Origin of the sequence: Halomonas sp. KG2, assembly GCA_030440445.1 — a bacterium.
Taxonomy (GTDB): Bacteria; Pseudomonadota; Gammaproteobacteria; order Pseudomonadales; family Halomonadaceae; genus Vreelandella.
Window position 1 is genome coordinate 3,031,506 of sequence record CP098528.1, and the last position, 18,788, is coordinate 3,050,293.

Below are 18,788 nucleotides of genomic sequence, written 5' to 3' on the forward strand. Positions count from 1 at the left end.
TCTTACGGCGCGAGCTGGGTGCCACTCGCGCCTTAATTTGTTAACTGTGGTTAACAGCCACCTTGATCGACCAGTCTATCGCCATTGCAGCGCTTACGTCACCCGCCTGACTCGCTTGGCCCTATCGCTACAGGGAAGCGGCAAGACGCGTGCCTTGATCGATGGCTCGTTTAGCGTCTAGCTCCGCAGCTTCATCGGCACCGCCAATCACATGAAAGCATGTTCCCGCCTGGCTTAAGGGCGCGATAAGCTCGCGAACCGACTCCTGCCCAGCACATACCACGACAGTGTCCACCGCCAGCACCTGCTCCTCGCCATCGCGGCGAATGTGAAGACCGGCATCATCGATTTTCAAATACTCGCAGCCAGTCAGGGTTTTAACTCCCCGCTGTTTTAGTGATGCACGATGTACCCAGCCCGAGGTTTTGCCCAGGTTCTTACCTGGCTTAGAGCTTTTACGCTGAAGCATAATAATGTCACGGGGAGACGCTGGCGGCATTGGCGGCTTTAGACCGCCACGATCGCCCACGGCAAGATCAACGCCCCACTCATCACACCAGGCTGCTACATCCATTTCAGGATGCCCCTGGTCAGCGAGCAGCTCTGATACATCAAAGCCAATACCACCAGCGCCAATCACGGCTACGCGTTGGCCCACACGTTCAGGATGCTCAATCGCTTCAGCATAGCTAAGCACACTGGCATGGTCGGCCCCCAGTAGCGCAAGTTCACGAGGGGTAACGCCGGTGGCAATGACCACCTCGTCAAATTCAGCCAGTGTATCGAGGGTAGCCGCCGTATTTAGACGAACATCTACCGCGTGTTTTTCTAACATCACCCGGAAGTAGCGCAACGTTTCGTTGAACTCCTCTTTACCGGGAATTTTACGGGCGTAATTAAACTGCCCACCCAACTCGCTACGTCGCTCAAACAGCACTACGTGATGCCCTCGACTAGCAGCGGCCACGGCGGTGGCGAGCCCCGCGGGACCGCCGCCGACAACCGCTACCCGCTTGGGTGTTTGCGTGGGTTCGAGGGTTAGCTCGGTTTCATGGCACGCCCTTGGATTGACCAAGCATGATGTGAGCTTGCCCATAAAGGTGTGGTCTAGGCAGGCTTGGTTACAGGCAATACAGGTATTAATTTCGTCTGAAAGGCCCGCCTCGGCTTTACGCACCCATTCAGGGTCAGCCAAAAACGGGCGTGCCATCGACACCATATCCGCATGCCCATCAGCCAACACACGCTCCGCCACCTCGGGCATATTGATACGGTTGGTGGTAATCAGCGGGATGGATAGTGCCGATCTAATGCGTTTAGTAACTTCGGTAAACGCTGCACGAGGCACGCTGGTTACAATGGTTGGCACCCGAGCTTCGTGCCAGCCAATACCAGTGTTGATCACATTCGCGCCCGCAGCTTCAATGGCTTGGCCAAGTTGCACCACTTCTTCCCACGTGCTGCCTTCTTCCACCAGATCAATCATCGATAGGCGAAAGATCATCAAAAAACGCTCGCCCACTGCCGCGCGAATGCGTTTCACAATTTCGATCGGGAAGCGAATACGTCGCTCAAAATCACCGCCCCACGCATCATCACGCTGATTGGTGCGACGACAAATAAACTGGTTGATCAAGTAACCTTCAGAGCCCATTACCTCAATACCGTCATAGCCCGCCTGCTGGGCAAGCTGCGCACAGCGCACATAGTCGTCTATCTGCTGCTCAACCTCGTCACTTGAAAGTTCCCGAGGCATAAACGGGTTGATCGGCGCCTGCAGCGCAGAGGGAGCTACCAGTTCAGGTGAATAGGCATAGCGCCCGGCATGGAGAATCTGCATACACAAATGCCCGCCCGCGTCGTGCACAGCGTCAACCACGCACTTATGCTCAGCTAGCTGAGACTCGTCGGTAAGGGCATTAGCCCCTTGGAACACAGCGCCTTCAGCATTCGGAGCAATACCGCCCGTCACAATCAGGCTGACACCCGCACGAGCGCGTTCAGCATAGAAGGCTGCTAGACGCTCAAAGCCGTTGGGAGCTTCTTCTAAATTGGTGTGCATTGACCCCATCAACACACGATTAGGCAGCGTTAAATGGCCAACGGTCAGTGGTCGAAACAGATGCGGGTATGCGGGCGTATGGTTCATCACGGTACTCCTTTATATTATTAAGCACATTCAAACAAGCGTATGACATACACCGCCTCACGTACAGTCCTTTACACCCCTTAATCTGTCACCCTTTAGCCGCCTTGCGAAACCATCAACCTTTGTGGCAAAGCACTTGCTCCTCTTGCGAAAGCACGTCACATTACCAGGCTAACGATAAGGGAACGCGCTATGCCATTGATTTACTTTTTACCGCCACTGGCCACTGTGTTGATTTGGTCAGGGAATATGACAATTAACCAATTAACAGTGGGTGCCATTGCGCCCAGCAGTATCGCTTTTCTACGTTGGTTGCTGGCACTGGCGGTAATGACACCGTTTGTGCTTCCTGCGGCATTACGTCATCGCGATGAAATACGCCGCCACTGGCCGAAACTGGCGTTGCTGGGGCTACTTGGCATGGGGCTGTGGCAAGGGTTGGCGTATATGGCGGCGGAAACAACGACTGCTACTAATATGGGCATTTTGGCTGCTATGGTGCCGCTTCTCACCGTACTATTAAGCGCTCTTATTTTGCGCGAGCCGCCTACGTTAGGCGGTATTGCCGGGGGCGTTCTGGCATTCATTGGCGTCACGGTACTGCTTGGGCGAGGCAACCCTTTGTCTCTGCTGCAACTGCAGGTAGCCGCCGGCGACGCATTGATGGTGATTGCTGCCACCTGCTACGCCCTATACGGTGTAATGCTGAAGCGCTGGGCGATGAACTTACCTCCTTGGGTAATGCTCTATGCCCAGGTCTGCTTTGCGGTTTTATTCCTATTGCCGCCCTATTTAATGGGCCCGATGACACCGGTAGATAGCCACAATATATGGCTGATCCTTTACGCAGGCATTCCCGCATCCATCATTACCACTTTTTTATGGATGCGCGCGGTGCGCCAAATCGGCGCGAACCAGTCGAGTATATTTATCAATTTGATGCCGCTATTTAGTGCCCTGATTGCCATGGCGTTTTTAGGCGAGCAGATCGCAGGGTTCCACTTTATGGGTGGGCTACTCATCCTTGCGGGGGTCATCATGGCGCAAACGCTGACACGCCCCCTGGTGCGCACTCCCGCGACGGATAAAACGAGCAGCGCTCAGCAATGATACAATAGGCTAACTTCATTCGACGGCTGGGAACCCCTGAATATGTCCCTAGAAGAACTGCACCTTAATCTTCGCAACCTCACCAGCGATGACTACGACCAGCTCAAAACGCTGATGGATGCGGTATATCACGACATCGGCGGTGCGTGGCCAAAGCACACTATTGACAAGCTCATTCAGGAATTTCCTGATGGCCAAATTGCCATTGAGGACGATGGTACGCTGGTGGGCGTTGCGCTAACGGTACAGGTCGATTACGACGAGTTTTCTAACCCGCATAAATATGACGACCTGATCGGCCATCGTGAAACCATCCTTAACGACCAAGATGGCGATGCCATGTACGGGCTGGATGTGTTGATCCACCCCGACTACCGTGGCTACCGCCTGGGTCGGCGTTTATATGAAGCCCGCAAAGAGTTGTGCCGCTCGCATAACCTGCGTGCCATTCTGGCAGGTGGACGCATTCCCGAGTACCACCAGCACGCCCAAGAACTCACCCCAGCAGAGTACATCGAAAAAGTCTCTCGTAAAGAGATTTACGATCCGATTTTGTCGTTCCAATTGGCTAACGACTTCCAAGTAAAACGCTTACTACGTAAGTACCTGCCAGAAGATGAGCAGTCTCGCGGCTATGCCACTCTGTTGGAGTGGAACAACATCCTGTTCGAGCCTGCTGAGAGCGTGCTAGATACCCGCCCGACTCAGGTACGAGTGGGAGCAGTGCAGTGGCAAATGCGTGAATTCGCTTCAGTGGAAGCAGCCCTTCAACAAATTGAATACTTTGTTGACGCATTATCAGATTATCAAAGTGACTTTGCGGTATTTCCGGAGTTGTTCAATGCGCCACTGATGGGCCTACAAGACCGCTCGGCCCAGCAGGATCAAATGGGCGCGATTCGTTTTTTAGCAGGCTTCACTGAGCGTTTTAAAAGCGAGCTTTCGCGGATGGCGGTGTCGTATAACATCAACATCGTTGGTGGCTCGATGATTGAAGTCGGTGACGATGACCGACTATACAATATTGCCTATTTGTTCCACCGGGATGGCGAAATCGAAAAGCAGTCGAAGCTGCATATCACCCCCCAAGAACGCCGCGACTGGGTGATCGAAGGGGGTGATAACCTGCAGGTCTTTGACACCGACGCAGGTCGCGTGGGCATTTTGATTTGCTACGACGTTGAGTTCCCGGAGCTTGGCCGTCTGCTAGCCGATCAGGATATGGATATACTGTTTGTACCGTTCTGGACAGATACCAAAAACGGCTATCTGCGGGTACGCCACTGCGCCCAAGCAAGAGCCATTGAAAATGAGTGCTACGTAGTACTGTGTGGCAGCGTCGGCAACCTACCTTCGATTGAAAACCTGGATATCCAGTATGCCCAATCAGCCGTGTTTTCACCGTCTGACTTCGCTTTCCCACACGATGCAGTGCTAGCGGAAACCACGCCTAACACCGAAATGATCTTCTTCTCGGACCTAGACCTGACTCGCCTTACTGTTGTGCGTGCCGAAGGCTCAGTAACCAACTTGAAAGACCGCCGCAAAGATCTATTTGACCTGCGCTGGCGCGACTGGTCCTGGAAGTCTGGGGCTAATCTGGAAGAGTAAGAGGTGTGAGATAATAAAATAGCCAAGTGCACGGCCTCCCACAATATTATTGTGGGAGGCCTATTTATCGGTGGTTCGACCTCTGGGCAGATACCTATTGTAGGAGGCCGATTTATCGGTGGTCCGACATCTCGGCGATGGCGGCGTAGCCGCCCTTGGCAAACATAAGCAGCAAAGCCTGAATCATCGCAAACTGAAACTCTCTCTTACAGCGTTGGCTCAATCAGGCCAGACAAGATGGGCAGGCACACGCCCTTTGCTATCAAACATAACGCCTTCATCGCGCAGTTTCTGATGCTGGCGGTCAGCACCGCCGTGGTCGGCTAGCGTTAGCGACGCAGCAATGACGCGATGCCAGGGTAGCTGATGCCCTTCTGGTAAGTGGCGCATCGCCGAGCCAACCATGCGCGGCGTGGCGCCTTCCGTCATCGCCGCGATACGCCCGTAGGTGGTTACCCGCCCAGCAGGAATCTGATCAACAATGGTATAAATCTGTTCGAGCAGTTCAGGGCGTGGCATTACCACCTCTTGTAAATCAACGTGTTACTAGAGTGTTTCGACCAATTGATCGATCGCTTGAAACGCTTCTTTTAGCGCAGCATCACGCTTAGCGTCACCCATATTCAAGCCTTCCGCAAAGACAACATCCACATCGCTAATGCCCATTAAACCGAGCATGGCTTTAAGATGTGGCGTTTGGCTGTCTAATTCAGTCCCTGCGTACTGGCCACCGCGAGCAGCTAAAATAATCGCACGCTTACCTTCAAGCAAACCCTGCGGGCCATTTTCAGTGTAGCGGAAGGTTTCACCAGCGCGCAGTACGCGGTCAAACCACGCTTTCAGCTGGGACGGGATACCTAAATTATACAGCGGAACCGCCAGTACCAGGACATCACTCGCCCGTAGCTCTGCCAACAATTCGTCAGAGTGAGCTGCTAGTGCCTGCTGATCGGCGTTGCGCTCGTTTGCTGGCGTCTGCCATGCACCGAGCTCTTCGATCGCAAGGTGCGGTAACGCGTTAGCCACTACATCGCGATGAGTAACCACTACATCGTGGGCTTCCGTTTTGGTTTCAAAATGGTTGGCCAACGCATTGGACTGGCCGTTTTCGCCTAAAATAGAAGAAGTTACAAGCAGTGCACGTGTGGACATGGATAATTTCCTAACGTATTAGTGGGAACTCTGGTTACTATTTTACGGCGCTTTTCGATTAAAAAAAGCGCAACGTTTCCCCTATCTCATTCGAAAAAATCGAATTTATAAACAACAAAAAGCCCCGCCCTGCTGTGCTCGCAGTAACGGGGCTTTCGTCTATCGCGTCAACAAATAGCGTTTATTTCCGCTTTGGCCACGCGCTAGGATCTACTTTATTTACCAATTTAGGGAATTTACTGGGATCAAACACAGGCTCTTGACCTGCTTTCAACTGAGCGTCGTAATCACGGAACAGTGCGAAGGCAATCGGCGACAGCAGCAAAATAGCCACTAAGTTAATCACTGCCATCATACCCATGGAAAGATCGGCAAAATTCCAGATAGCACCTAAGCTCGCAACCGAGCCTATCATCACCATGCCGAGTACCGCCAAGCGATAAATCAGCACCGCAATAGGCGCGCGACGGCCTGCCAAGTACTCAATATTAGATTCACCGTATGAGTAGTTAGCGATCACCGAGGTGAATGCAAACAGCAAGATCGCCACGGCAATAAACATACCGCCCCAATCACCCACATGGCTAGAGAGCGCTATTTGGGTAAGCTGAATGCCGTTGTTTTCTTCGCCAGCCAGCAGTTCGGGCCCAGCCATAATGATGATGGCCGCAGTGGCAGTACAAATGACCAAGGTGTCTAAGAACACGCCCAGCATTTGAATAAAGCCCTGTGCAGCGGGATGGTCTGGCCGAGTGCTGGCGGTCGCGGCAGCATTGGGCGCCGACCCCATACCCGCCTCGTTAGAAAACAGACCACGCTGAATACCGTTCATAATGGCTTGAGAAATGGCATACCCCATTGCGCCACCAGCCGCTTGCTCTAAACCAAACGCACTTTTAATAATGGTCATAAAGGCAGCGGGCAAATCGCTGATATTGAGCGCCACCACCGTGAGAGCCAGCAGCAAATACAACAGTGCCATCAGCGGCACCACTAACTCAGCTACTTTAGCAATCGACTTCAGGCCGCCAAATATAATGGGCGCAACCACCGCCATCAGAACTAACCCCATGGCCCAGGTGGGAATGGCAAATGCCTGTTCCATGGCCTGGGCGATGGAGTTGGCCTGTACGCTGTTAAACGCCAACCCGAACGCGATGATCAAGCAGATTGAAAACAGCACTGCCAGCCAGCGAAGCCCCAGGCCACGTTCAATATAGCGAGCCGGGCCACCACGGAAGGTGTTATCACCGTGATCAACTTTATAGGCCTGGGCTAGAGTGGACTCCACAAAACTGGTCGCCATACCCACCATGGCGGTCATCCACATCCAAAAGATCGCGCCGGGACCACCAAAATAAATCGCTACCGCCACACCAGCTAGGTTACCGGTACCTACCCGTGCCGCCAGACTGGTGGAAAGTGCCTGAAAAGAAGAGATACCGCCGTTAGATTGACGTGAACTGCGCAGCAGTTTGAACATGTGCCCGAAATAACGTACTTGGATACCGCGGGTCATGATAGTGAAGTAGAGGCCAGCACCGATCAGCAGGTAGATCAGCACACTGCCCCATAGCAGTCCGTTGCCGCGATCAACCATCGCCGTCAACAGAGGAGGAAGAGTAAAATCCATATATAACGCGCCTTTTGTATAACAGTGGAGGCGCCTCATTCTTCACGGCTGCACCAAAATGGCAAGAAAAATGGAAAAATTCCTATCAGACAGCCATTACCACTAACTAAATTGGTCTCATTAGCCGCGCTTAAACGCCGAATATGATTTCATCCTGTTACGCCTCTAACGTATGCTGTCGCTTTTTAGTACCAGCGACGAGGAAACAGATGTCACGCACGTTACTAAAAGGCATTGGGCTAGTCGTTGTAGTAGTAATGCTGGGTATCATGTGGCGCTGGCTTCAGCAGCAAGGCTTACTCACCGAAACCCACCTGACCGAGTTAGCGTCCACCATCAGTCAATGGAAGCAAGCTCCCTGGATGTTTGTCGCCGTGATAGCCGTTTATACCGGCTCGCTACTGATCATGTTTCCATTAAGCCTGCTAGTCGTATTGACCGGCCTACTGTTTGGACCGCTTTGGGGACTGGCTTATGCCACGCTGGGTACGCTTAGTTCTTCGGTAGCGTCTTACTGGGTAGGCCATTGGATGGGGCGCGATGCACTAATGCGCTATGGCGGACGCCATTTGCGTGGGCTTTCCGGCTACTTATCCAGGCGCGGCATTCGCACCATGACGGTGATCAATCTGTTGCCCTTGGCCCCTTTCACGCTCACCAATATGCTGGCCGGCGCGTTTCATCTTAATTTTCGCGACTACATGATCGGTTCGACCTTGGGAATTGTGCCTGGGCTCGCGGCAGTAATACTGCTAGGAAGCCAATTGGGCGCACTATTCACCGCGGCGTCTCATCAAGAATTAGCGTGGGCGGTAATAGGCCTTGGCGCTGGCGTGGGGCTGCTATGGTTGCTAAAGCGAGTAGCGACCTCTCGGTCTAGCAAAAACAACAACGACACAGCCTAAAGTGTGGGCTATTTCGCGTAATACTTGGCCAGTACTTCGGCATAGAAATGCGCGACCGCCCCTGCAAACTTAGCGATATCATAGTCGTTAGCAAATATTTTTGCCTGCTTGCCCAGGGTAACCCGCAACGCGTTATCCTCGGCTAACGCCATCACCCGCTGACCCCACTTTTGCCGATTTTGCGGCGTTTTATAGCCATTAAAGCCATCACGCACTACGTCATCAATACCACTAGAGCGTACCGCAACAACTGGCAAGCCTGCGGCCATGGCTTCTAAAATCACCATGCCTTGAGTTTCAGAAGTAGATGCAAACACAAAGATGTCACCTAAGTGGTAATAGCGTGCCATATCCTCCGGCGGCACAGCGCCCACCAAGGTCACTTGCTCCTGCAACGCCAACGCTTCTATATGCTGCTGAATGGTTTGTCGATCTGGGCCATCACCAATTAACAACAAGCGCAACGACTGGCTCCCCTGGCTTTTCAACTCCGCCAATGCCTCCAGCATAAAACCAATATTTTTTTCTTGGCTAATTCTCGAGACACTCACCAACACCGTATCGGCTGGGTCGATGGAAAGCTGATGGCGCAGCTCTTCCAACGCATCACGATCTGTGTCGGCGAATCGCGCCGCATCAATGCCCGTAGGCTGTATCAGCGTCGGTGTTTTCACCCCAATCATGCGCAGATACTCTTCTGCCGAGTAGGTGGGCACGATGACGCCTTGGCAACGGTTAGAGAAGTGTTTGATCAACGAATGGGAAATCAAATTACGAAACAGAGCCCCAGGAAGCGGCACAAAGTGTGCGTAATGCTCTAACCGCGTGTGATAGGTATAGACAACCGGCACACGCAGCCGGCGCCCCATCCATAGCCCCATCGACCCCAGCCAAAAAGGATGATGAACATGGATAATATCTGGTTTAAAGCGGTGCAGGCAGCGGCGAAAACGTGCACTAAACGGATTGGTCAAACGGAACTCACGCTTTTCACCAAAAGCCATCACAGTGGGTACACGCAAGATCGTATCATCGTCTTGCCACGCTTCCCGATAACGGGGCACCAACAACTGCACCTGATGTTTTAACTCGCTAAGCCCTTGACGAAGTCGCTCCACGGAAACCGACACACCGGATACGAACGGGAAGTAGTTATTCGATATCATCGCCACCCGCAGGGGCTTCTCTAGATACGGTGTTGGATCGATATCAAAATCTGGGTAATAGTGGCGCTCTTCAAAAATCAGTCGGTACAAGCGCATCGCCAGTAGTGACAACACTCCGACAATGAGCAGGAAGCGAGGGTAGCTGACGTAAAAAAACGCATAAACCGTTGAGGCAACGCTGCTTAGCATACGCCACCAGCCTGGACTATCCACATTCAGCCGAACGGGCGTTATTGTCACATTTTCGCCATTTACCTCGACCACTACATAGTGATGAAACCTGTCATTTGCATCCATCAAAATGCCGCCAGCACCACCCGTGGTGACGTAATCCACCCCATTTACCGTTTGGTGTGAATAAAGCGACAGGTTTGCCGAAAACACGCTGTCCACCGCATACTGCTCCGACAGGCGCATAATACCTTCACTCAACCGTGGATCATTGAGGTAATTATCGGCTTCAAATAAGGGCGCATCGCTAATCACGTTATGCAGTGGCAAGCCAATGAACAAAAACCGATGCTGCGCTTCCGAGGCAGCCAGCTCGCGCTCTAACCAATCTAGCTGCCATGAGGTAGACGACTTACCCGTGCCATCCAAAAAGATGAAATGGCTGTTACCCGCAACAAAGGAATAAAAATGCGGGCCAAAGTATTCATAGAAAAGATAACTGCCAAAATCATTGCTTTCATGGTCACCGTAAGTCAGCACATACGGCACGTTTAACTGCTCTAAGCTTTGGTAAATCGCCTTGTAACTCTCCTGCTGCCCCCCACTCACTGCGTTCCCCGCTGACACCATAAAATCAATATCGCTTTGGTTCAGCCTGGGAATAATTTCATCCTGAAACACATTCACTGAATTATTGATATTACCTACCACCGCAAAACGGTAGGTGTTTCGTCCAGCGAGTTGCTCACGGATATCCGCTACTTCTCTAGTGTGCAATGCCTCAAATTTAGGCTCAGCCACATAGAGCCATATTTGGTGAATAACCAGCCCCGCCACCAGCGCGAGGTTGAGCACAAACAGAAGTCTCAGCCAGCGCTGACGAGTCAGGCGAAAAGAGCGTCGAAGCATGTAGAGGCGCTTATTGAATAGAAGACGTTAGAAAAGAAAGAGATCGGATGTTCAATTCGCTTCACGACCGTTTATCGTTGCCAACAAACGGCGCGAACCTCCTTGCTCTCGATGCTCACCTAACCACAATCCCTGCCAGGTGCCCAGCGCCAAGCGGCCATCACGTATGGCTAGCGTCAGCTGAGTACCCAGTAAGCTAGAGGCGACATGAGCAGGCATATCGTCGGGGCCTTCAAGAGTGTGGCGAAAATAGCTTAGTCCTTCAGGTACTAAGCGGCGGATAAAGGCATCCAGGTCGTGACGGACATCAGGATCGGAGTTTTCATTTAGCGTAAGTGAGGCAGAGGTATGCATTAACTGCAGGTGCAGTAGCCCTTGACTGCACTCGGCCAAGCACGGCAGTGCCCTGGCGATCTCATCCGTAATTAGATGAAAGCCCCTAGGCATTTCGGGTAAGTGAATCTCTTGTTGATGCCACATAAACACTCCTTTGTTGTAGCTATTGTAAGGGCTTACTCGGTACAGAAATACCATAGCCTATTTTCACTTCCTTCCGGCAATAGCACCTCCAAAAGAAACCGTTAATAGCGCTTATTTCGCCATACTGATAGATTTAACACTTATATACCATGCAGTCATTAGGAGCGTGTAATGCTCATTTCCGCCCAAACACCAAAGAAGAAAGTGGGGAAAATTGCTGGGCTTATGGCCTTCAGTAGCCTTGTATTAACTGGCTGCACCGGCATTCCTGACGGCACCGAGCCTGTCACAGGCTTTGAACTTAACCGCTATTTAGGTCAGTGGTATGAAATCGCCCGCCTGGATCACTCCTTTGAACGAGACTTAGACTGCGTAACGGCTAGCTACAGCCTACGTGACGATGGCGGCGTGCGCGTTATCAACCGAGGCTACAATCTCACAGAGCAAGAATGGAATGAAGCTGAAGGCCGCGCCTACTTTATTGACGAAGAAAACATCGGGCGGTTAAAAGTCAGCTTCTTTGGCCCTTTTTATGGCGGCTATAACGTTTTAGAACTGGATGAAGACTATCAGTGGGCGCTGGTATCAGGCCCCAACCGCGATTACCTATGGATTCTCTCGCGTACGCCAGTCATGGAAAGCGCGGTGGAAGAGCAACTACGCCAGCGCGCCGCCGAGCTTAATTTCCCCACTAATGAGTTGATTGACGTCGTACAAGATCATACCTGTCCCGAACGCTAATCACAGAAGGAGCCACTATGGCCCACCGCATTGCAGTCATCGCTGGCGACGGTATTGGCACCGAAGTCATGCCCGAAGGCATTCGCGCCCTGGAAGCTGCCGCAAAGCGTTTTAACATTGACCTAGCATTCACAACGTTTGAATTTGGCAGCTGTGACTACTATCTAGAGCACGGTAAAATGCTGCCCGACGACTGGTTTGAGCAGCTCAAAGATTTTGATGCGCTATTTTATGGTGCCGTCGGCTGGCCCGACAAAGTGCCCGACCATATTTCACTCTGGGGCTCGTTGCTACAGTTTCGTCGCCAGTTTGACCAGTACATCAACTTACGCCCCTGCAAGCTGATGCCGGGCATCAAAAGTCCATTAGCAGGCCGCGAGCCAGGCGATATCGACTTTTACGTAGTGCGCGAAAACACCGAAGGCGAGTATTCAAGTGTCGGCGGCAAAATGTTTGAAGGCACCGAGCGTGAAATTGTGCTTCAAGAGACGGTGATGAGCCGAGTCGGCGTCGACCGAGTGCTGAAGTATGCGTTTGAGCTTGCGCAAACCCGCCCGCGTAAAAAGCTCACCTCAGCCACCAAGTCCAACGGCATTTCAATCACTATGCCCTACTGGGATGAGCGGGTTGCCGAAATGGCCAAGCAGTATCCCGACATTGCAGTGGATAAGTTTCACATTGATATTCTGACCGCTAACTTTGTGCTGCATCCAGATTGGTTTGATGTGGTGGTTGGCAGTAACCTGTTTGGCGATATTCTTTCAGACCTTGGCCCCGCCTGCACCGGCACTATCGGCATTGCGCCCTCTGCTAATATCAACCCGGAAGGCATGTTCCCCAGCCTGTTCGAACCAGTTCACGGCAGCGCTCCAGACATCGCTGGCAAAGGTATTGCTAACCCGATTGGCCAAATCTGGTCCGGTGCCATGATGCTAGAGCACCTGGGCTATCAAGAAGCCGCTGATACGATGGTGAAAGCCATTGAAGACGTGTTGAACGAAGGCAACAGCCAAGTACTCACACGAGATATTGGCGGGCTAGGCAATACGCTAAGTCTGGGTCAAGCGATTGCTGAACGCATTAGCGGCTAACCAAAAATGCCTCACTGTAAAAACAGTGAGGCATTGCGTTTCAAGCGTGTTGGCAAACGGGCGTTAGCTCGCCAGCTTCGCAGCAATTTCCGCGACATGCTTACCTTGGAAATGGGCAATTTTTAGCTCACGATCATCCGGCTGACGTGAGCCGTCGCCGCCGGCAAGCGTGGATGCGCCATAGGGTGTTCCACCGCTCACTTTGGAAATATCGAACTGCTCTTCAATACCATAGCCAATCGGCACAATCACCATGCCGTGATGGGCCAACGTTGTCCAGGTGGAGGTAATGGTCATTTCATCACCACCGCCGGTCCCGGTAGAGGTAAACACACTAGCCACCTTGCCGCGCAGCGAGCCCTTGGCCCACAACCCACCGGTTTGATCTAAGAAGGTACGCATCTGGCCAGCCATATTGCCGAACCGCGTTGGCGTGCCAAAAATGATTGCGTCGTAGTCAGCAAGCTCCTGTGGCGTCGCTTCTGGCGTCGTGAAGTCCTGCTTACCGCCAGCATTCTTGAAAGCTTCTTCTGGCATAGTCTCAGGTACACGTTTAACGGTAACTTCAACACCATCAACGCTTTCAGCGCCCTCTGCCACCGCGGCAGCTAGCGTATCAATATGTCCGTACATGGAATAATAAAGAACTAATACCTTTGTCATTACTCACTCCTTGTAGTGTTTTCTGGTAGTGCTGTGTCTTGCCCCTCTCAGGTTTATGAAAAGGGTTTATGAAAAAGGCTTATGAAAATCTGTTAATAAAATAGCTCAGCCTAGCGTAGAAAAAAGCGAATGTTTTCGATGCTCTCCTTCGATTTTATCGATTAGCACCCTTTAATATACATCAATGAGCATGGATACTTTTTGCGCTTAATTTTCATGTTCGCACCTGCGTTTTTCATGCTATCGACGTCCCCCCTTGTGGTTAAGCTTCAGCGTGTTAAAGGTACAACATTACAAAAAGCTGACGCTCCCTGCTCAAGGAAAACTTCATGCTTGGCCAATGGCTTGATTGGACTCTCGATGACAAACACCCTTCTCCGCGGTCCGGCCGCTTTGGCAGCGGCACCTATCAATTACATGCACCGGGGATTTTAGAGATAACCCCGGCGACCGTTCGCCCAGCGGCTCACGCTTGCGTGTTTTCTGCTGCGATACACGGTAACGAAACGGCCCCCGTGGAACTGTTGGGTAACTGGCTATCTGCGATAGAGGCCGGCACGGTCACCATTGGTGCTCCCGTACTAGTGATTTTAGGCAACCTACCTGCCTTAAAGGCCCAGCAGCGGTTTATGAAGACGAACCTCAACCGCTTATTTCAGCGCGAACTCGCCGAAACAGGCGAAGAACCTGATCGGGCTCGCGAGTTAATGTCAGCGGTAGACGGTTTTTATAATCGTCATCAGGCACTCCCTAAACTCCACTACGATTTACACACGGCTATTCGCGGTAGCCTATATACTCGCTTTGTCGTAGAGCCGTTCGCAGAAACCATGATCAATCCAGAGCAGTGGGAATGGCTTGCGGCGGCGGATATGCAAGCGGTGCTACACCAACACCAGCACAGTTGGACGTTTTCTCACTACAGTAAGCACTACCATGCTGCCCAAGCCTTCACTTTCGAATTAGGCCGCGTTGCGCCCTTTGGAGAAAACGATATGGCTGCATTAGCGCCGATGTTAACGCTTATTAGCGCGCTTAGCGCTGGGGAGCAGCCACCTAAAAAGCCCGCTGACACGATGAGGTTTTTCCAAGTTCAACATGAGCTAATGCGTCAGGCAGAAACCTTTTGTCTCTGTTTCGATGAAGATGTCCCCAATTTCAGCCGCTTTGAGCCGGGCACTTGTCTCGCCAAAGATAGCGTAGCGGGTGATTTTATTGTTGGGGACACGCCTTTGCATGTGGTATTTCCCAATGCAAAGGTAGAGATTGGTGCACGGGCAGCACTACTAGTTGTCCCCTCTCACGCCAGCTAACGACCTACGCATCATATCAAGAAAATTTGTTAAAAAACGCCTTAACAACAATAACGTAGAGGCTTTTCAAGGCTTATCAATGTATGTTGAAACGAACGTTTTTCTTATTAATCGCATAAGGAAAGCACGCAATATGCACAAGGCCTGATAGAATCGCCCCTTTTTTCGCGCCAGCCGTCTATCAAGCACGTGTTTTAAACCTGTTGCTGATGCGGCAACCCTGTACTGGAGCCACTGTTATGGCTGATACGCCTACCCCTCTTGAAGTGCGCAATATAAAAAAGCGCTTTGGCGATACAGAAGTTCTCAAAGGCCTCTCTCTCGAAGCTCAAAAGGGTGATGTCATCACTCTCATTGGTGCATCAGGGTCTGGCAAAAGTACCTTCTTGCGCTGTATGAACCTCCTGGAACAACCTGACGAGGGTGAATTGTTCGTTCATGGCGAGCAGATTCGCTTTAAAACGACCAGACATGGCCGCGAACCTGCCGATTGGAAACAAGTCGTGCAAATGCGTGCCAAGCTGTCGATGGTTTTCCAGAGCTTCAACCTATGGGCCCACATGACGTTGCTTGAGAACATTATCGAAGCACCTATTCATGTCTTGGGAAAACCCAAAAAAGAAGCTATCGAACACGCACGTGCACTGCTCGAGCGCGTTGGGCTAAGCGCACGCGCTGATGCCTACCCGGCGCAAATGTCGGGTGGACAGCAACAGCGCGGTGCAATTGCCCGAGCGCTCGCGATGGATCCCGAAGTAATGCTGTTTGATGAGCCAACGTCGGCGCTTGACCCAGAACTGGTCGGCGACGTTTTGAAAGTAATGCACGGCTTAGCCGATGAAGGGCGCACCATGGTGGTGGTCACTCACGAAATGAGCTTTGCCCGCGATGTATCCAGCAAAGTAATTTACCTACACCAAGGCTTGGTAGAAGAAGCTGGCGCGCCTGCTGATGTGCTGGGCAACCCACAATCACCGCGCTTAAAGCAATTTCTGGCCCCCAAATATTGATCAGCGAGGCACACCATGCTTGATTTGCAAGGTTATGGCCCCCGCCTGATCGAAGGGGCGGGTGTTACCATTCAATTAGCGGTTCTGTCGCTTATTCTAGCCATTTTACTTGGCTTGTTAACGGCGACTGCCAAAATGTCACGCAACTGGTTCCTGCACCGCACTGCGACGGTATACACCACCGTTATTCGCGGCGTACCGGACTTGGTGCTGATGATGCTGCTGTTCTTTGGTGGTCAGATCGGTGTTAACGCCATTAGCGATATGCTTTATGACCATTATGACATTGATATCTATATTAATTTCAATGCGTTCGCGGCGGGTGTTCTCACTATTGGGTTCATTTTTGGTGCTTACATGGGTGAAACTTTCCGCGGCGCTTTCATGGCAGTGGATAACGGCCAGATTGAAGCGGGAAAAGCGTACGGCATGAGCAGCGCTTTGGTATTTCGGCGTATTCGCTTTCCGCAAATGATGCGCCACGCACTCCCTGGCTTATCTAACAACTGGATGGTGCTGCTTAAAACAACGGCACTGGTATCAGTGATCGGTTTGACGGATATGGTTCGCGTCGCTGCGGAGGCTTCCCGAGCCACCCATGAACCCTTTACTTTCTTACTTCCCGTCGCAGCGGCTTACTTGCTGATTGCTAGCGTATCCGAGTGGATCTTCGTGCGGCTACAAAAACGTTACGACATTGGCTTTGGGGGGCAATGAGATGCTGGATATTTCTGCGTGGTTCAACGACCTGCTAGCTGGCAACGTAATTTTCACCCCAGATACGTTAGGCTACTACTGGGAAGGGCTAGTTACGACAACCCAACTGGTATTCCTTTCTTTGGTAGCGGGCTTAATACTGGCAGTGCCACTTGCCGTTATGCGCAGCTCAAAGCATAAATGGATTAGTTTACCCATCTATTTTTACACCTATGTCTTTCGTGGCACGCCACTGCTGATTCAGCTATACATCATCTACTATGGCGTGGTGTTTGTTGACGGTATCCAAGAAACATTTTTGTGGCCAATCCTGCGGGAAGCTTTCTACCCCGCGCTGATTGCCTTCACGCTTAACACGGCGGCCTATACGACTGAGATTTTCCGAGGGGCTATCAAAGCGACATCCAAAGGGGAAATTGAAGCTGCCAGGGCTTACGGCATGTCACAAAACCTCATGATGCGGCGTATTATTCTGCCCAGCGCTTTCCGACGTGCCCTGCCCGCCTATGGCAACGAAGTTATCTTTATGCTGCATGCCAGCGCCATTGCCAGCGTCGTCACGCTAATGGATCTGACAGGGGCTGCACGCTTCGTTTATGCCCGCTTCTACGCACCGTTTGATGCTTTCTTATTTGTAGCAGTGATCTATCTTTGCCTCACATTTGCCATTTTGTACTTCTTCCGTTTCCTGGAGAAAAAGCTGTTGGCCCACTTAAGGCCGCAAAACACTTAGTACCAAGAGCACCGTATCAACAACACCGTATCAAGAGCACCGTACCAAGAGCACTTAACAACAAAAGCATCGAGTAATAAAAACAGCCTCGTTTGTTGTACCGTCAAACAAACGTTGGTTCATAGCAACGCTCCCTCTTTTCGTTCGCCCTAACCTAGGGTACGTTAAAGGGGATCACCTCTAGTGAACCTGCTTTCTACGGAGTATAAGAATGAAGAAACTACTAACAGTATCTGTGCTTGGTTTAGCCATTGCTGCCGCCTCTTCTGCCCAAGCGCGGGATTACGATCATGTGCGCATTGGTGTTGACGTCCCCTACGAACCAATGGAATACCGCACAGCCGATGGTGAACTGACCGGTTTTGATATCGACCTTGGCAACGCCCTTTGTGATCAGATGGGCGTGACCTGTGAGTGGGTCGAGCAAGAATGGGATGGCATTGTTCCTGGCCTTCTATCGCGCAACTACGATGCCATCATGTCGTCGATGACCATCAACGAAGAGCGGCGCCAGACACTGCTCTTCTCCGACCCCTATATCACCATGCCCGGCGCCTGGTTCGCTCCAGCAGACAGCGACCTTGAAGAGGCTACAGTGGAAACCCTTGAGGGTTTATCCATCGGCGTACAGCGCGGCACCACCTATGACAACTTCGCCACCGATACCTTTGGCGATACCGCTACTATCAACCGCTACTCCACCGCCGATGACATGGTGCTGGATATGGATGCAGAGCGCCTGGACGCTGTCTTCCTGGAGTTTTCAGTGGGCAAATCTACCCTGCTTGAAAACGAAGATAGCGACTACAAAGTGGTCGGAGAGATGGTTACCGAGCCCAAGGAAGTTTTCGGTGAAGGTTTTGGTATCGCCTTCCGTCAGCGTGACGAAGCCCTTGCTGAGAAATTCAACGAAGCCCTTGCTGAGTTGAAAGAAGACGGCACTTACGACGAAATTTTCGCTCGCTACTTTGGCGAAGAGTAAGCGCTAGCAGCATGTGTATGCCTCCCCCTATCGGGGAGGCTTATACCGCGAGAAGCTATCATGCACACTTAGCTTCTTTTCTTCTTTCAGCACCATTCTGGTTGCAATTGCCAGCTCTATGCGCGCTCTGCCCAGGTACTAGCGGTAATATCGCCTGCTTTTATCTGAGCGAATGGTTCGACGAATAGCCTTCCCCTCTTGGCACGCCCGTGCCACCTAACGCCTCTAGCGTGATTGTGTAATGCACAGTTT

General features: G+C 51.8%; 17 protein-coding genes. 10 read left to right on the forward strand and 7 right to left on the reverse strand.

Features of this window, described 5'->3' with window-relative positions; translation table 11 throughout:
• Positions 1 to 127: 127 nt before the first annotated feature.
• Entirely contained in the window at positions 128 to 2,149 is a 2,022-nt protein-coding gene (locus NDQ72_14140; protein ID WKD27187.1) for an NADPH-dependent 2,4-dienoyl-CoA reductase, read from the reverse strand.
• A gap of 192 nt (positions 2,150 to 2,341) precedes the next feature.
• On the opposite strand from NDQ72_14140, the gene NDQ72_14145 reads away from it, so the two are divergent.
• Together NDQ72_14145 and NDQ72_14150 are read left to right on the forward strand one after the other, a co-directional pair.
• Positions 2,342 to 3,259: a DMT family transporter gene (locus NDQ72_14145; GenBank protein WKD27188.1), complete on the forward strand. Its 918-nt coding sequence runs from the start codon at positions 2,342 to 2,344 to the stop codon at positions 3,257 to 3,259.
• 42 nt (positions 3,260 to 3,301) lie between these two features.
• Positions 3,302 to 4,870, forward strand: coding sequence for a bifunctional GNAT family N-acetyltransferase/carbon-nitrogen hydrolase family protein (locus NDQ72_14150; GenBank protein WKD27189.1), 1,569 nt, complete (start codon positions 3,302 to 3,304; stop codon positions 4,868 to 4,870).
• A 219-nt stretch (positions 4,871 to 5,089) separates the two neighbouring features.
• Here NDQ72_14150 and NDQ72_14155 read toward each other — a convergent pair whose 3' ends face one another.
• The 3 genes from NDQ72_14155 to NDQ72_14165 form a co-directional block, all read right to left on the reverse strand.
• Complete coding sequence (locus tag NDQ72_14155; protein WKD27190.1) at positions 5,090 to 5,389, reverse strand: MGMT family protein; 300 nt, start codon at positions 5,387 to 5,389, stop codon at positions 5,090 to 5,092.
• A 27-nt stretch (positions 5,390 to 5,416) separates the two neighbouring features.
• On the reverse strand, positions 5,417 to 6,022 hold the full coding sequence (locus NDQ72_14160; GenBank protein ID WKD27191.1) for an NAD(P)H-dependent oxidoreductase: 606 nt from the start codon (positions 6,020 to 6,022) through the stop codon (positions 5,417 to 5,419).
• Positions 6,023 to 6,203: 181 nt separating this feature from the next.
• Positions 6,204 to 7,655: a sodium:alanine symporter family protein gene (locus NDQ72_14165; protein WKD27192.1), complete on the reverse strand. Its 1,452-nt coding sequence runs from the start codon at positions 7,653 to 7,655 to the stop codon at positions 6,204 to 6,206.
• 209 nt (positions 7,656 to 7,864) lie between these two features.
• On the opposite strand from NDQ72_14165, the gene NDQ72_14170 reads away from it, so the two are divergent.
• Positions 7,865 to 8,560, forward strand: coding sequence for a TVP38/TMEM64 family protein (locus tag NDQ72_14170; GenBank protein WKD27193.1), 696 nt, complete (start codon positions 7,865 to 7,867; stop codon positions 8,558 to 8,560).
• Between the two features lie 8 nt (positions 8,561 to 8,568).
• Here NDQ72_14170 and NDQ72_14175 read toward each other — a convergent pair whose 3' ends face one another.
• Both NDQ72_14175 and NDQ72_14180 read right to left on the reverse strand, forming a co-directional pair.
• Positions 8,569 to 10,806: a glycosyltransferase gene (locus NDQ72_14175; GenBank protein WKD27194.1), complete on the reverse strand. Its 2,238-nt coding sequence runs from the start codon at positions 10,804 to 10,806 to the stop codon at positions 8,569 to 8,571.
• Between the two features lie 51 nt (positions 10,807 to 10,857).
• Positions 10,858 to 11,286: a secondary thiamine-phosphate synthase enzyme YjbQ gene (locus NDQ72_14180; protein WKD27195.1), complete on the reverse strand. Its 429-nt coding sequence runs from the start codon at positions 11,284 to 11,286 to the stop codon at positions 10,858 to 10,860.
• A 225-nt stretch (positions 11,287 to 11,511) separates the two neighbouring features.
• Here NDQ72_14180 and NDQ72_14185 point away from each other — a divergent pair, with 225 nt between their 5' ends.
• Together NDQ72_14185 and NDQ72_14190 are read left to right on the forward strand one after the other, a co-directional pair.
• Positions 11,512 to 12,027: a lipocalin family protein gene (locus NDQ72_14185; protein WKD30409.1), complete on the forward strand. Its 516-nt coding sequence runs from the start codon at positions 11,512 to 11,514 to the stop codon at positions 12,025 to 12,027.
• A 17-nt stretch (positions 12,028 to 12,044) separates the two neighbouring features.
• The gene (locus NDQ72_14190) at positions 12,045 to 13,118 is read left to right on the forward strand and encodes a tartrate dehydrogenase (GenBank protein ID WKD27196.1); all 1,074 of its coding nucleotides are present in this window, start codon (positions 12,045 to 12,047) and stop codon (positions 13,116 to 13,118) included.
• A gap of 63 nt (positions 13,119 to 13,181) precedes the next feature.
• On the opposite strand, the gene wrbA is transcribed toward NDQ72_14190, so the two are convergent.
• Positions 13,182 to 13,781: an NAD(P)H:quinone oxidoreductase gene (gene wrbA / locus NDQ72_14195; protein ID WKD27197.1), complete on the reverse strand. Its 600-nt coding sequence runs from the start codon at positions 13,779 to 13,781 to the stop codon at positions 13,182 to 13,184.
• A 329-nt stretch (positions 13,782 to 14,110) separates the two neighbouring features.
• Here wrbA and NDQ72_14200 point away from each other — a divergent pair, with 329 nt between their 5' ends.
• The 5 genes from NDQ72_14200 to NDQ72_14220 all read left to right on the forward strand — a co-directional run bounded on the left by NDQ72_14200 (position 14,111) and on the right by NDQ72_14220 (position 18,536).
• A complete protein-coding gene (locus NDQ72_14200; GenBank protein ID WKD27198.1) occupies positions 14,111 to 15,094 on the forward strand; it encodes a succinylglutamate desuccinylase in 984 nt (327 codons plus the stop codon).
• A 239-nt stretch (positions 15,095 to 15,333) separates the two neighbouring features.
• Complete coding sequence (locus tag NDQ72_14205) at positions 15,334 to 16,104, forward strand: ATP-binding cassette domain-containing protein (GenBank protein ID WKD27199.1); 771 nt, start codon at positions 15,334 to 15,336, stop codon at positions 16,102 to 16,104.
• A 15-nt stretch (positions 16,105 to 16,119) separates the two neighbouring features.
• Positions 16,120 to 16,821 (forward strand): ABC transporter permease, encoded by a 702-nt coding sequence (locus tag NDQ72_14210; protein WKD27200.1) that lies wholly within the window; start codon positions 16,120 to 16,122, stop codon positions 16,819 to 16,821.
• Between the two features lies 1 nt (position 16,822).
• Complete coding sequence (locus tag NDQ72_14215; GenBank protein WKD27201.1) at positions 16,823 to 17,554, forward strand: ABC transporter permease; 732 nt, start codon at positions 16,823 to 16,825, stop codon at positions 17,552 to 17,554.
• 211 nt (positions 17,555 to 17,765) lie between these two features.
• Positions 17,766 to 18,536, forward strand: coding sequence for a transporter substrate-binding domain-containing protein (locus tag NDQ72_14220; GenBank protein WKD27202.1), 771 nt, complete (start codon positions 17,766 to 17,768; stop codon positions 18,534 to 18,536).
• Positions 18,537 to 18,788: the final 252 nt, after the last annotated feature.